The following is a 14312-nucleotide window of genomic DNA, read 5'->3' on the forward strand; positions in this document are numbered from 1 at the left end:
ATTGATATAGCTTAGGATTGAAATGATTAAATTCTGATTAGAATCTCATCTAAACAATATAGATTTATCGAATATTTTAAAATTAATTTTAAAGTTTCTAATCGATTCATTTACATATTAACAAAACATCAAATCCTACAAAATAAAGATACATTTTATCAAATAGTTTTGATTCTAAACTTTTTTCATCTAAATTTGCAATGCAAAAAGCAATGCCTTTAACAGACAAAATTCTACAAACGGGCTTCACTTTTGACGATGTGTTATTAGTGCCAGCCTACTCAGAGATATTACCGAACCAAGTATCTCTACAAACAAGATTCACAGACAATATCACACTTAACATTCCGATAGTTTCTGCTGCGATGGATACTGTATCCGAAGCAAGATTAGCGATTGCATTAGCGCGTGAAGGAGGTTTATCTTTCGTTCACAAAAATATGTCAATCGAAGAACAAGCGAATGAAATTGATATGGTAAAACGTTCGGAAAACGGAATGATTTCTGATCCAATTACTTTATCTCGTCATCACAAACTGCAAGACGCCGTAAACTTAATGGAGAAATACAAAATCTCTGGTTTACCAGTTGTTGAGGAAGATAGAACATTGGTTGGAATTATTACAAATCGTGATATTCGTTACCAAGAAAACTTCGATCAATTAGTAGAAGACGTAATGACAAAAGAAAATATTGTAACTTCTGATATTGATACTGACCTTAAGAAAGCAAAAGAAATTCTTTCTCGTTACCGTATCGAAAAATTACCAATTGTTGACGAAAACAATAAATTAATCGGATTAATTACGATAAAAGATATTGACAACTTAACTGAATTCCCTAATGCATGTAAAGATACAAAAGGTCGTTTACGCGTTGGAGCAGGAGTTGGTGTTGGTGCTGATACATTAGAACGCGTTCAAGCCTTAGTAAACAAAGGTGTTGATATCGTAGCGTTAGATTCAGCTCACGGACATTCAGCTGGAGTTATTAGTAAAGTTGCTGAAGTTAGAAATGCATTCCCTGAATTAGATATAGTGGGAGGAAATATTGTAACTGCAGAAGCAGCAAAAGCTTTGATTGATGCTGGAGCAAATGCTTTAAAAGTTGGTGTTGGACCTGGTTCTATCTGTACAACTCGTGTTGTAGCTGGTGTTGGTGTACCTCAGCTTTCTGCTATTCATGATGTACATTCTTACGCAAAAACAAGAAACGTTTCAATTATTGGAGATGGTGGTATCAAATTATCAGGCGATATTGTAAAAGCTGTTGCTGCTGGTGCAAACTTGGTGATGTTAGGAAGTTTATTTGCAGGAACAGATGAAGCGCCAGGAGAAGAAATTATTTTCCAAGGTCGTAAATTCAAAGCATATCAAGGAATGGGTTCTTTAGCTGCGATGAAACGCGGCTCTAAAGATCGTTATTTCCAAGCTGATGCGAAAAAATTAGTTCCAGAAGGAATCGAAGGTCGTGTTCCTCACAAAGGTTCTATTGCAGAAGTTGTTTACCAATTATGTGGTGGATTACGTGCTGGAATGGGATATTGCGGAACTCCAACAATTCAAGATTTAATTGAAAACGGAAAATTTGTACGTATCACAGGTGCTGGTTTACACGAATCTCACCCACATGATGTTGTCATTACAAAAGAGGCTCCTAATTATTCGAATTAAGAATTATCAATATATTAAACAAAATAGCAAGCCAATTGGCTTGCTATTTTGTTTAATATTCATCTTAAAGCTTGTTCATAAAATCAACAAGTTTAATTTTATCTTTCTCTAAACTTAGATTCAAATTATTCTTATTTACAAAATCTACTAATTCAGGACTATTTTGAATTTTATTTAATTGTTTTTCATTTGTAGGAAACTCATAAAACTTATCTTCTTTATATCTAATCAAATATAAATCACTATCATTTACTAATGAAAATTTTGTATTTGCTTTATTGGCATTATTTTTAAATTCTCCATGAGTTATTATCTTTTTATTTCTTTTATACAAAGAAAATTTATCTTTATCATATACCAAAACTTCTAAATAACCTTCAATTTGACCATTTTTAGTAGGATATTTAAGAAATTGATATTGAGTTAACGGGAAATAAATCATCAACTCAGGAACTTTGGTTAAATTAAAAATTTTACCTTCTTTTTCAAATTCCATCTCATCTGAATAAGCATTATATCTCAATTTAGAAAAGTCAAGATTAAATCCTTTAATCTCTATGTCTTCAAAATTTGGATTAAAATATTGGCTTCCTTCGTATTGTTCTATGACTTCACCTTTATTTCTTAAAGCAATTTCATTTTGAATATTACTCATTTGATAAGACATCTTTTCAGTTAAAACTCTATCGACTCCATCTGATAAAACGAGTGGTTGTTGAGCTTGTAGATTATTAATAAAACATATTACAAACAACCAAAATAAATTTCTTTTAAGTTTCATAATTCATATTTATACTAAGTTACAATCTTTTTTTAAAAATAAAAAAAAATGGAAACCAATGGTTTCCATTTTTTTTATTTACTTTTTTTAAAAAATAATCTTATCGTGTCATCCACCATAACTTTCCATTAATAGGATCTTTACCTCCATAAGCTGAAACTGCAGCATTCCAGTTAGCTGAATTAAGTGTTTGTTCACCTAGAGGATAAGCAATTCTAGAAGGAAGATCTGTCATTCCAGCAACTAAAGGCGTGAATACATAAGGAGTTCCATCTATTTCATAACCTGTTTGACCAGGCAATAATAAAATTGATCCATTAGGATATCCAGTACGTCTATACTCTACCCAAGCAGTTTGAGGTTGCATATATAAAGCAATATACTTTTGCGTAATTACATGCTCTTTACTAGCAGCAGGTAACTTAGCTACATAAGCATCAATTTTAGCTTGATCAACACCCCATTTTTCCATAGAAGCTTTTACACCATTTACATAGTTTGTTTGATTCCATCCATTTGCTTCTGATAATAAGAATTCAACTTCAGAATATTCCATCAATACCTCTGAATAATCAGCAGAGAAAATAGTTTTAGAAAATGGAGAAATTTTCGAAACTTGATTATTAGATGCTAAACGATCTGATGGTAAACCATAAGGAATACCTTGATACTTAGTAATATCATCAGTTTCAACATAATTACCAGCTCCTGCATTTGCTTTAGAAGTTCCTAATGGTGCAGCAAATTTTTGTAAACGCGGGTCTATTCCATAAGTTCCTGATTGACCTTTTAATAATCTTATTAATTGATTATTAACATAAAAGTCATTTCTATTTCGTACAAAAAATTCATACCAAAATGGAGATCCTTCTACAGCAGAAGTACCATAGTGTTGTAAAGCATTGTCATCATTAGATGTAAATACTCCTTTTGCAATTGCATCAGTTATTTCTGCTTTTGCGTCAGGATATACATCTTTAATTTGATTTGCTATTCTTAAACGTAATGAGTTTGCGAATTTTTTCCATTTAGATGCATCTCCGAAATAAATTTGATCTCCAATTTTATTTTCAGGACTGGTAAATACTCTATCTTCTGTTTCATCAATTTGAGCTTCAGCTTCTTTTAATTCTTGTAATAAGTTTTTGAAGATTTCTTCTTGCTTAACATATTTAGGCTGAGCATATGTATCAATCTGTAAAGCTTGAAAATCAGGATTTTTAGCTCCACTTAATGACCAATAAGGCACATCACCGAAATAATTTGTCAAATCCAAGAATTCGTAAGCCATCATAATTCTCGCTACAGCAATCTGTGTATCAACATCTCCGTAAGCAGCTTGTTGTGGTCCTAAAACAGGGTCTGTACAAATACTTATTACCTTTTTTAAATTAGATAATGATCTATAAGTCGCATTCCAGGCTTGGTCTCCTGTTGTTGTACGATAAGCATATTTATCCTCTTCTGTATAGTTTCTCTGTGCTGAATATTGTACCCAAGGCAATAACATACGTCCAGACACCCATCCATCTCTCATTTTATCAACAAATATTTTAGTTGCAATTGGAAAGATTGTATATGTAGGCGCATTTTCGGGTGCATTAGGACTAATATTCATTTCTTCAAATCCATTATCGCAAGAAGATAATAAAGCACTTCCTAGTAATGCTGATAATATAATTGTTTTATTGATTCTCATAATAATTTAATTTTTAGAATTGTAACTTAAGATTCATACCATAAGTTCTTGTAGAAGGTAATGAACCTCCTTCAATTCCTTGTACATTTCCTGATCCATAAGAAGCCATTTCTGGATCAAATCCTTTTTTATCCAATCCCCAAGTAGCTAAATTTCTACCAAATGCTGATATTGTTACATTAGCAAATGGACCTGCCCATTTTTTAGGGAAAGTATAAGACAATGTTACTTCACGCAATTTTATATAATCTGCATCAAATACATTACGACTATCTACTCCATTGTAATATGCTTTATAGTAATCGTATGCCTCTACATTTTTAGTATTTTCTACATAAGTTTTTGTATTAGCATCCCAAACTACTCCTTGAGCAACAACTCCGTTTTCACGTACTCCGTTAGCAGCAGTTTCTTCTAACATACCAGAGTACATACCCCACATATGAGAAGTAGAGAAGAATTTACCTCCTTTTTGAATGTCAATTAAAGCTGATAAAGCAACACCTTTGTATGTAAATGTATTTCTAATACCCATGTTATAATCAGGAATAATTGATCCTAAATTCTTAACTTCAGATTTTTCATAGAATCCATTTGCATCTACTACTTTATTACCTTGATCATCATAAACAAAGTCTGTACCTCTTAACTGTCCATACTGTTGACCAGATAAAGCCCAAAGTTGAACACTAAATGGTGCAGTTGATAAATTGTATGAATCCATTTCATCAGAAACTTTACCTACTTTATTGTTGTTTTTAGCAAAATTCCACGTTACTTTCCATTCAAAATCTTGATTTCTTAATGGAACAATATTTACTAATGCTTCAACACCTTCGTTACTCATCTCTCCTGCATTCAACCACTTATATCCATTTCCTGTAGACCAAGAGTGCTGAACTGGCACTAATAAATCTGTACGTTTCTCATTATAATAAGTCACATCAAAACCGAAACGATTATTAAACATAGATGCTTCTAAACCAACTTCCCATGTATCTTTAATCTCAGGTTTTAATAACGGATTCATCTTAGTATTTGACTGAATAAATGTAGGCGTTCCATTAAAGTTTATACTTGAACCTAATACATCCCCTGTTTGATATGGAGTTAAATCAGACGACACTTGCGAAACACCTGCTCTTAATTTACCAAAATTTAACCAACTTGGTTTAAATACTTCAGAGAATACAAAACTCCCTGTGACAGATGGATAAAAATAACTATTATTTATTATAGGTAATGAAGAAAACCAGTCATTACGGCCCGTTGCCTCTAAGAATAACATATTCTTATATCCCAAAGAGATCATACCATATATAGAGTTCACTTCTGAAGTTTCTCTAAAACTCGATGTTGTTGGATTATCTAAACTATTTCCAATAAAATAATAATTAGGAACAACTAATCCACCATTTGTAGAAGATGATAATCTACTTTGTGTTTTGTGTCTTCTGTTCACCCCTGCAAAAGCATTTAAGGAGAAGTCTCCCCATTTTTTATCAAAATGTATACGTCCTTCATAGTTCATCTCAGTAAACTTATAGTACGCTTCAGAATACTTTGACATTGCTTGAGAACCTACCGCTACACGCTCAGATATTTGCATATCATAAGTATCCCCCATTACATTTGCAATTGCATATAATCCTGGAGCTATATCATATTTAAATTCCACATTTCCGTAGAAACGATCTCTTTTATCTTTTGATGTATTTTCATTCACTACCCAGTATGGATTATCAGAATAAGCTGGTGTACCATCATCCCAAGAAGTTCTATTCCAAGAACGTTGGTTACCATTCGCTAATTTATAATCTTTTAATTTATTATAATCCAATTGTCTTTGCCCCCATTGGAACATTTTTTGAGCTACTGAGTTATCTCCATATCCAACCTCTGGTCTATTGAAACCGTCAGTTCTAGTATAAGTTAAATTAGTTGTTACAGTAAATACATCACTAAATTTATTTGATAAGTTAATACTTGCTGTCGTTTTCTTTAAACTAGAATTTGGAACGATACCTGTTTGGTTAACATTAGATAACGAAACTCTTAAATTAGTAGCCTCATAAGATTTTGCAAACGATACACTATTCGTATATGCGACTCCTGTATTAAAAAATGACTTTACATCATTTTTTGAAGCTCTCCAAGGCGTTGTTTTCATGTAATCGCTAGCAAATTCAGGATCAAAAGCATACCATTGTAAAACTTCTTGATTGTTAAATCTTGGTCCCCAAGATTCATCTGTAGCATAATCTACAATTTGATAATCTTTACCTCCTATGTTAACTGTTTCAAATTCACTTGAACCTCCACCTCCATATAAACTTTGTAATTTTGGAATTTGGTTAATAGACTCAAAAGCAACACCTGTATTTACAGTAATTTCTTCTCTACCTTTTTTACCAGTTTTCGTTTTGATCATGATTACACCATTCACAGCACGAGAACCATATAAAGCTGATGCAGGACCACCTTTCAAGACGTTGATAGACTCTACGTCATCTGGGTTAATATCAAAAGCTCCATCACCATAATCACGTCCTCCAGCACCACGTTGAGTATTAGTATCATTAACATTATTATTAGCTAATGGAATACCATCAATAACAATTAACGGTCTATTTTCTCCTGTAATAGATCCAATCCCCCTTAATGTTATACGAGTAGATCCTCCTAAAGAAGAAGGTGCAGTAATTTGAGCTCCAGCCACGTTACCAGATAAAGATTGTAACGCGTTACTTCCTCTACCTGCCTGAATAACATCTCCTTTTACTTCTTGAGATGCATATCCTAATGATCTTTTATCACGAGTAATTCCTAATGCTGTTACTACAGCCCCTTCTAACTCTACCGTTTCAGAAGGCTTAAGAGTTACTTTATATTCTGAACCAGTACCAACTGAAAAAGTTTGAGTTGGCAATCCCATTGCTTCTACTGTTACTAAATCTCCTTGCTTAGCTTCAATACTAAACACCCCATTTTCGTCAGTGTAAGCTTCTTTTCCTGATGTTGTTTTTACAACAGCATCAGCTACTGGAAGTCCATCAGAGTCTGTTACAGTTCCTGTAACTGTCTTTTCTTGCGCATATAAAGAAGCTCCTAAAAGAAGTCCTCCTAATACAAACAAGTTTTTTAAATTTCTCCTCATCTGTTAAAACATTTTTAAAACTTTCATAAACTTAAGATTTCTCTAACATTTACAAAATTTTTTTATGCTAAATTTTGATAACTTTGTTAAAAAAATAAAAAATTGTATAAAGTTTTATCAAATCACGAATATGAAATAGGTTGTGATGAAGCAGGAAGGGGTTGTTTGAGTGGTCCTGTTGTAGCAGCAGCCGTTATTTTAGGAGAAGATTTTGAAAACAATATTATTAATGATTCAAAACAATTATCTGAAAAGAAAAGAAATTCGTTGAGAACATTTATAGAAGAAAATGCTAAATATTGGGCAATTGGAATTGTTTGGCCAAATGAAATTGACGAAATAAACATCTTAAACGCTAGTTTTTTGGCCATGCATAGAGCAATAGATCAATTAGATTGTCCGAAAGATTTGATTGTTGTTGATGGAAATCGTTTTAATAAATATCATGATGTCCCACACAAATGTATTATAAAAGGTGATTCAAAATATATGAATATTGCGGCAGCATCTATTTTAGCAAAAACGTATCGTGATGAATATATGGAAAAAATCCATGAAGAATTTCCAATGTACGATTGGAAAAAAAACAAAGGTTACCCGACAAAAGCTCATCGATTAGCAATAAAAGAATTTGGAGCTACTCCTTATCATAGGATGACATTTAAGTTATTACCAGATCAATTAAGTTTAGATTTATAGAAAATAAAAACGAGAGCATTATATAAATGTTCTCGTTTTATATATATAATATAACGTTATTCTAAATCCTCACAACATCTGGAACTAATATCTCATATTTCCCTGCGTTTCGCATGACATCACGCACAATGCTTGAACTGATGTAAGCTTTACCAGAAGATGTTAATAAAAAGATTGTTTCAATATTATGATTTGTAATTGCTCGGTTTGTGTGCGCAATCGCTTTCTCAAATTCGAAATCGGCTGGATTACGAAGTCCACGTAAAATAAATTGTGCATTTACCTCATCACAAAAATCTACAGTCAGACCTTTATAAGCCATCACTTCTACATTTTCGAATTTCGCAACAGAATCTTCAATAAACTTAATTCGTTGCTCCAAAGAAAACATATAATTCTTCGATGAATTTGTTCCAATGGCAACAATAATCTTGTCAAATAAAGGAACTGCACGCTCTATAATATCTAAATGTCCTAAAGTAATTGGATCAAAAGACCCAGGAAATACGGCTACTCTATCCATGCTGAAGGTCTATTTAAAGCAAATTCTATTTCACTATCCATCAAATCCTCTAATGCAATTCCTGCATGAGCAGCTTGCTGAGGAAAAATACTTGCAGGAGAAAAACCTGGTAACGTATTCATTTCAATAAAATGCGGTTCTCCATTTACAATAATATATTCTGAACGAGAAAATCCAGACATATTAATACATTTATATGCTTTAGCTGCAATTTCTCTTACTCTTGCTTCAACTTCTGGCGTTAAACGAGCTGGCGTAATTTCGTCAGACAAACCGTTATATTTTGCATCATAATCAAAGAATTCTGTGTGCGAAACAATTTCCGTAATTCCCAACACCATTGTTTCTCCTTTGTAATTTAAAACTCCAACCGAAACCTCTGTTCCATCTAAGAAAGATTCGATCAAAACTTCTTTATCTTCAAGAAAAGCTTTTTGCATTGCTGCCTCAAATTCTTCTTCTTTATGAACTTTAGAAATTCCTAAACTTGATCCTGAACGATTTGGCTTCACAAAACAAGGTAAACCAACTTGATCGATAATTTCTTTTGCAGAATATTGATCTCCTTGATTAAGATAAATTGATTTCGCGTGCGGAATTCCATATTTACTCAATACTGCAATACAATCTTTTTTATTAAATGTTAAGGCAGATTGATAAAAAGGACATCCATTGTATGGCAAATCAATCATTTCAAAATACGCTTGCAAATAACCATCTTCGCCTGGCGTACCATGAATTGTATTAAAAACGACATCAAACGTAATTTTTTCTCCATTTTTTTCAAATGAGAAATCACCTTTATTGATTGGATATTTTTCGCCTTCAATTTCGGCAAACCAACCTTCTTTTAAGATTCGAACCCTTGTTCTGTCGTACTTTTCTGGATTTAGACTTGAGTAAATTAACTCGCAACTTTTCAACGAAATCACGCTTTCATCCGTATATCCACCTGCTACAACTGCTACTCTTAACATGTTTAATTTAAAATTTATTCAAATATAGAACTTTGACATCAATCATAAATATTATTTTTAAACTATATTTGTGCGACAATTTATCATTTCAATGAAAGGAGTAAAATCAATCATTCAAGTTTTGCTGAATGTAGCTATTGTAATAGCGCTATCATTTGGGCTTTACCATTTTATTTTTAACGTTTGGTTAGATTCGTATACAAATCACAATGAATTTGTTGAAGTTCCGGATTTATCAAAAATGAATATTACTGATGCTACAGCTAAGTTAGAAGAACTTGGTTTGACATACGAAGTAGATAGTTCTCGTTTTGATCCAAATACGAAACCTTTTGCAATTATGGATTTTTATCCAGCAGCAGAATCGCGTGTAAAAGAAGGTCGTCGTATCTTTATTAAATCAAATCCGAAAACATATCGTCCAGTTGAATTACCAGATTTAGTTGGAAAATCAAAACGTTTGGCCTTTACTCAATTAGAAATTTCTGGCCTTAAAATCGGAAAAATAATTTACGAACCAGATTTAGCAAAAGATGCAGTTCTTAAAATATTATACAACGGAAAAATTGTAAAAGCAGGTGAACAATTACCTCGTTTTGCAACAGTTGATTTGGTATTAGGACGCGGAATGTTATCTGGTGTTAGAATGCCTAATTTGGTTAATTTAACATTAACAGAAGCTAAAAAATCAATCAAAGATAATTTCTTCGAGATTGGTCAAATCAAATTTATTGGAGCTTCTCATGATACAATCAACGCAAGAGTTGTTTATCAATTCCCATTTGCTACGGATACTTACGATCAAGGTCAACCAATTGATATTTGGTTATCAACAGAACCTCGCGATAAAATTAGAACGCAGTTAAAAGAATTGGATGTTCAGTACAAAAACTTTGGCGAAGATACAATTAGCGGTTCTCAATATAGAGATATTATAACACAAAAAGCTGAACAGCAGATCAAAGATATGCAACAACAGCAACAACAAAATAATCAGCCTACAGAGCAACAAAAGCCTACAGAAGCGCCTAAAGCTCCAGAAGAGATTATTATAGAATAGAAAGAGAATAAATGACAGAAGATTTAGAAGATTTCTTACAAGAGGAAAACGACAATAAATTATACGAGCATTTTTCAATAACGGTTGACAAAGGTCAATCGTTATTGCGTATAGATAAGTTCTTAATGATTAGAATTGAGAACGCAACAAGAAATAAAATTCAACAAGCAGCCGATAACGGAAACATTTTAGTGAACAATGAATCTGTAAAATCGAATTACAAAGTAAAGCCTGGAGATTTTATTCAGATTATGTTAGAAACTCCTCCACGCGAGAATGAAGTTATAGCAGAAGATATTCCAATCAAAATTATTTACGAAGATGATCAAGTTGTCGTAATTGATAAAGAACCTGGAATGGTTGTACACCCTGGACATGGAAATTATACAGGAACTTTGGTAAATGCCTTAAAGTTTCATTTTGATAATTTACCATCAATGTCAGATCAGATGGAACGTCCTGGTTTGGTACACCGTATCGATAAAGACACAAGCGGACTTTTGGTTATTGCGAAGACAGAAGTTGCGATGACAAGTTTAGCAGAACAATTTGCAGCTCACACAACAGACCGTTTATACAATGCTTTGGTTTGGGGAGTTTTGGCAGAACAAGAAGGAACAATTACAGGACATATTGGTCGACACTTAAAAGATCGTATGCAAATGGCAGTTTTTCCTGATGGAGATCAAGGTAAACATGCTGTGACACATTATAAAGTAATGGAGAATTTTTCTTATGTTACATTGGTCGAATGTAAATTAGAAACTGGTCGTACACATCAAATTCGTGCGCATTTCAAACATTTGGGTCATCCATTATTCAATGATGCTCGTTATGGTGGAGATCGCATTTTGAAAGGAACAACATTCAACAAATACAAACAGTTTGTTGACAATTGTTTCGCTGCTTGTCCTCGCCAAGCTTTACACGCACGCACATTAGGATTTGATCATCCTACAACAGGAGAACGTATGTATTTCGAATCCCCGATGCCTGCTGATATGATAGATATTTTAGAACGTTGGAGAAATTATTCGGCAAACTCTGTTCATGCAACAGAACCTGAGGAAAAAATTGATCGCAACGCAAAAGAAATGGAATAGATTTATTTTTAATTATAAAGCACTTCTACGGAAGTGCTTATCTATTTCTATATAAAAACTTACACGATTTTAATCAATGAATTTTTCAGAATTAAATATAATTGAACCAATTTTAAAAGCAATTGATGAGGCTGGATATACAGAACCAACCGAAATTCAAGAGCAATCTATTCCTTTAGTTTTAGAAGGAAATGATATTATTGGTTGTGCACAAACAGGAACAGGAAAAACAGCATCTTTCGCAATTCCTATTCTACAAAACTTAACAAATTCTCCGAGTAAAGGAAGAAAAATTAGAACATTAATTTTAACGCCAACACGTGAATTAGCCATTCAAATCAACGAAAGTTTTAAATTATATGGTAAAAATTTACCATTAAAACATTTAGCGATTTTTGGAGGTGTTAATCAAAATCCACAAATTGGAGCCATCAAAAATGGTGTTGATATTTTAATTGCAACGCCTGGTCGTTTGTTGGATTTGATTGGACAAGGACATTTAAAAATTAATCAAATAGAGATTTTTGTTTTAGATGAAGCCGATCGTATGTTGGATATGGGATTTGTTCATGAAATCAAAAAGATTTTAGAAATCATTCCAAAAGAAAGACAATCACTTTTCTTTTCGGCAACAATGCCAAAAAACATTCGAAAATTTTCTCATTCAGTTCTTCGTCGTCCAAAAGAAGTCAGCGTAACACCTGTTTCTTCGACTGCCGAAACGGTTGAGCAATTTGTTTATCATGTAGACAAAGACATGAAAGTAAAACTTTTGGTTAGCATTTTAAATGAACATCCAGAAGATCGTACCTTGATTTTTACACGTACAAAACACGGCGCAAATCGTTTAGTAAGACACTTGGAAAAAGTAGGAATTCCAGCTGCTGCAATTCATGGTGATAAATCTCAAAATGCTAGACAACGTGCTTTAAATGATTTCAAAGAAGAAAAATTAAAAGTATTAATTGCGACTGATATTGCTGCTCGTGGAATCGATATTGATCAATTACCTTATGTGATCAATTACGAATTACCGAATGTTCCTGAAACCTATGTACACCGAATTGGACGTACTGGTCGTGCAGGACGTGAAGGAAAAGCTATTTCTTTATGTGCTGCTGACGAAAGAGGAGATTTGGCAAATATTGAGAAATTAATTGGTAATTATGTAACAGTAATTAAAACGCCAAAAGAGTTTTATAAATTACCTGACGCAAATAGTAACAATAATAATTTCAAGAAAAATAATACAGGTTTTAAACCCAAAAAAGATACGAAACCAAAGAATCCTCATCGAGGAAGAAGAAAATAAAGCAAAAAAAAATCACTTCGAGACGAAGTGATTTTTTTTATATTTTCATAGTTGAGTTAAAATTATTTCTCTTCAGCATATTTATCTACAATCATGCTCAATGCGCCATCAGTTGTAATATTACACGCCGTTCCAAAACTATCCTGCAATGCGAAAATAGTCAAGATCAAAGCTACTCCAGCTTCATCAAACCCTAAAACATTTGAAATTAATCCTAACGAAGCGACAACTGTTCCACCTGGAACTCCTGGTGCACCAACTGCAAAAACGCCTAAAAGCAAAACAAAAGTTACCATTGTTCCTAAATCAGGAATATGACCATACAATACTTGCGAAACCGTCATCACAAAGAAAACTTCTGTCAACACTGATCCACATAAATGTGTATTCGAGAAAAATGGAATCGTAAAATTAGCAATCGTTGGTTTGATTACTTTACTATCGTCAACTGCTTTCACAGCAATACCCAAAGATGCAGCAGAAGACATTGTTCCAACAGCCGTTAAATAGACAGGAGGATAATGTTTTAGTAGTTTGAATGGATTTGTTTTATGATAAAACCCTGCGATTGTATACATTAATGTCATCCAAATAAAATGACCAATAATAACGATTAAAATTACTTTCAAGAAAACTGGTAATTGTTTTTCAATAGAACCTTCATAACTCAAAATTGCAAAATTTGCAGCAATGAAAAAAGGTAAAATTGGAATCAAAACTTTATTTACCAAAAGAATTACAATGTCTTTAAATTGATCAAAAATATTTTCTAATTCCTTCGCTTTTGTAATCAAAATTCCCATTCCTAGCATCAACGAAATAACCAACGCTGTCATCACCGAAAAAATTGGCGGAATATCTAATTGAAATAAAATTTTTGGAACTTCTCGCAACGAATCCACTGAAGTTGGAATAGATAAATTTGGAATGATTTGATAACCTGCAATCATCGAAAATAACCCCGCTCCTATTGAAGATAAATATGCAATTAATAATGAAAAACCTACTATTTTAGCAGAGCCTTCGCTTAATTTCGTAATTGAAGAAACGATAAAACCAATCACAATTAACGGAACCAAAAAGAAAATTAATTGCCCTGTAAAATATTTTAAGGATAAAACAACTTGAATTGTATTTTCGTTCAGATAATTTCCTAAAACCAAACCGGCAATCACACCCAAAAGCAATCGAAATAATGTATTGCTCGCAATCTTTTTTAACATTTGACACAAAATTTGCGACAAATATAAACTCTATTAATTTAATAGACTAAATATATTTTTGGAAATATTTAAATTTTTTCACTAAATTATATGACATTAAAAAAT

Annotated in this window: 11 protein-coding genes; 5 read left to right on the forward strand and 6 right to left on the reverse strand. The window is 32.7% G+C overall.

Annotation, left to right across the window (positions count from 1 at the left end; genetic code table 11):
• Positions 1-212: 212 nt before the first annotated feature.
• Positions 213-1673, forward strand: coding sequence for an IMP dehydrogenase (gene guaB, locus G0Q09_RS00780; protein ID WP_115002117.1), 1461 nt, complete (start codon positions 213-215; stop codon positions 1671-1673).
• A 64-nt stretch (positions 1674-1737) separates the two neighbouring features.
• On the opposite strand, the gene G0Q09_RS00785 is transcribed toward guaB, so the two are convergent.
• From G0Q09_RS00785 to G0Q09_RS00795, 3 genes are all read right to left on the reverse strand, one after another.
• Complete coding sequence (locus G0Q09_RS00785; RefSeq protein ID WP_219033656.1) at positions 1738-2454, reverse strand: hypothetical protein; 717 nt, start codon at positions 2452-2454, stop codon at positions 1738-1740.
• Between the two features lie 100 nt (positions 2455-2554).
• Complete coding sequence (locus G0Q09_RS00790; protein ID WP_219033657.1) at positions 2555-4153, reverse strand: SusD/RagB family nutrient-binding outer membrane lipoprotein; 1599 nt, start codon at positions 4151-4153, stop codon at positions 2555-2557.
• Positions 4154-4166: 13 nt separating this feature from the next.
• Entirely contained in the window at positions 4167-7310 is a 3144-nt protein-coding gene (locus G0Q09_RS00795; RefSeq protein ID WP_219033658.1) for a SusC/RagA family TonB-linked outer membrane protein, read from the reverse strand.
• Positions 7311-7412: 102 nt separating this feature from the next.
• On the opposite strand from G0Q09_RS00795, the gene rnhB reads away from it, so the two are divergent.
• Positions 7413-8009, forward strand: coding sequence for a ribonuclease HII (gene rnhB, locus G0Q09_RS00800; RefSeq protein WP_219033659.1), 597 nt, complete (start codon positions 7413-7415; stop codon positions 8007-8009).
• A 61-nt stretch (positions 8010-8070) separates the two neighbouring features.
• Here rnhB and coaD read toward each other — a convergent pair whose 3' ends face one another.
• Positions 8071-8532, reverse strand: coding sequence for a pantetheine-phosphate adenylyltransferase (coaD, locus tag G0Q09_RS00805; RefSeq protein WP_219033660.1), 462 nt, complete (start codon positions 8530-8532; stop codon positions 8071-8073).
• Positions 8520-9509, reverse strand: a complete 990-nt coding sequence (locus G0Q09_RS00810) for a D-alanine--D-alanine ligase (protein WP_219033661.1) — start codon at positions 9507-9509, stop codon at positions 8520-8522. Before G0Q09_RS00810 ends, coaD begins: the two co-directional genes overlap by 13 nt.
• Positions 9510-9600: 91 nt before the next feature.
• Here G0Q09_RS00810 and G0Q09_RS00815 point away from each other — a divergent pair, with 91 nt between their 5' ends.
• The 3 genes from G0Q09_RS00815 to G0Q09_RS00825 all read left to right on the forward strand — a co-directional run bounded on the left by G0Q09_RS00815 (position 9601) and on the right by G0Q09_RS00825 (position 12984).
• A complete protein-coding gene (locus G0Q09_RS00815) occupies positions 9601-10569 on the forward strand; it encodes a PASTA domain-containing protein (protein WP_125348649.1) in 969 nt (322 codons plus the stop codon).
• A gap of 11 nt (positions 10570-10580) precedes the next feature.
• Positions 10581-11672, forward strand: a complete 1092-nt coding sequence (locus tag G0Q09_RS00820) for an RluA family pseudouridine synthase (protein ID WP_115001543.1) — start codon at positions 10581-10583, stop codon at positions 11670-11672.
• A gap of 76 nt (positions 11673-11748) precedes the next feature.
• Positions 11749-12984, forward strand: coding sequence for a DEAD/DEAH box helicase (locus G0Q09_RS00825; protein WP_219033662.1), 1236 nt, complete (start codon positions 11749-11751; stop codon positions 12982-12984).
• A gap of 62 nt (positions 12985-13046) precedes the next feature.
• On the opposite strand, the gene G0Q09_RS00830 is transcribed toward G0Q09_RS00825, so the two are convergent.
• Entirely contained in the window at positions 13047-14207 is a 1161-nt protein-coding gene (locus G0Q09_RS00830) for a dicarboxylate/amino acid:cation symporter (protein WP_125348645.1), read from the reverse strand.
• Between the last annotated feature and the right edge of the window lie 105 nt (positions 14208-14312).

It is taken from the genome of Empedobacter falsenii (genome assembly GCF_019308355.1).
GTDB classification, from domain to species: domain Bacteria; phylum Bacteroidota; class Bacteroidia; order Flavobacteriales; family Weeksellaceae; genus Empedobacter; species Empedobacter falsenii_B.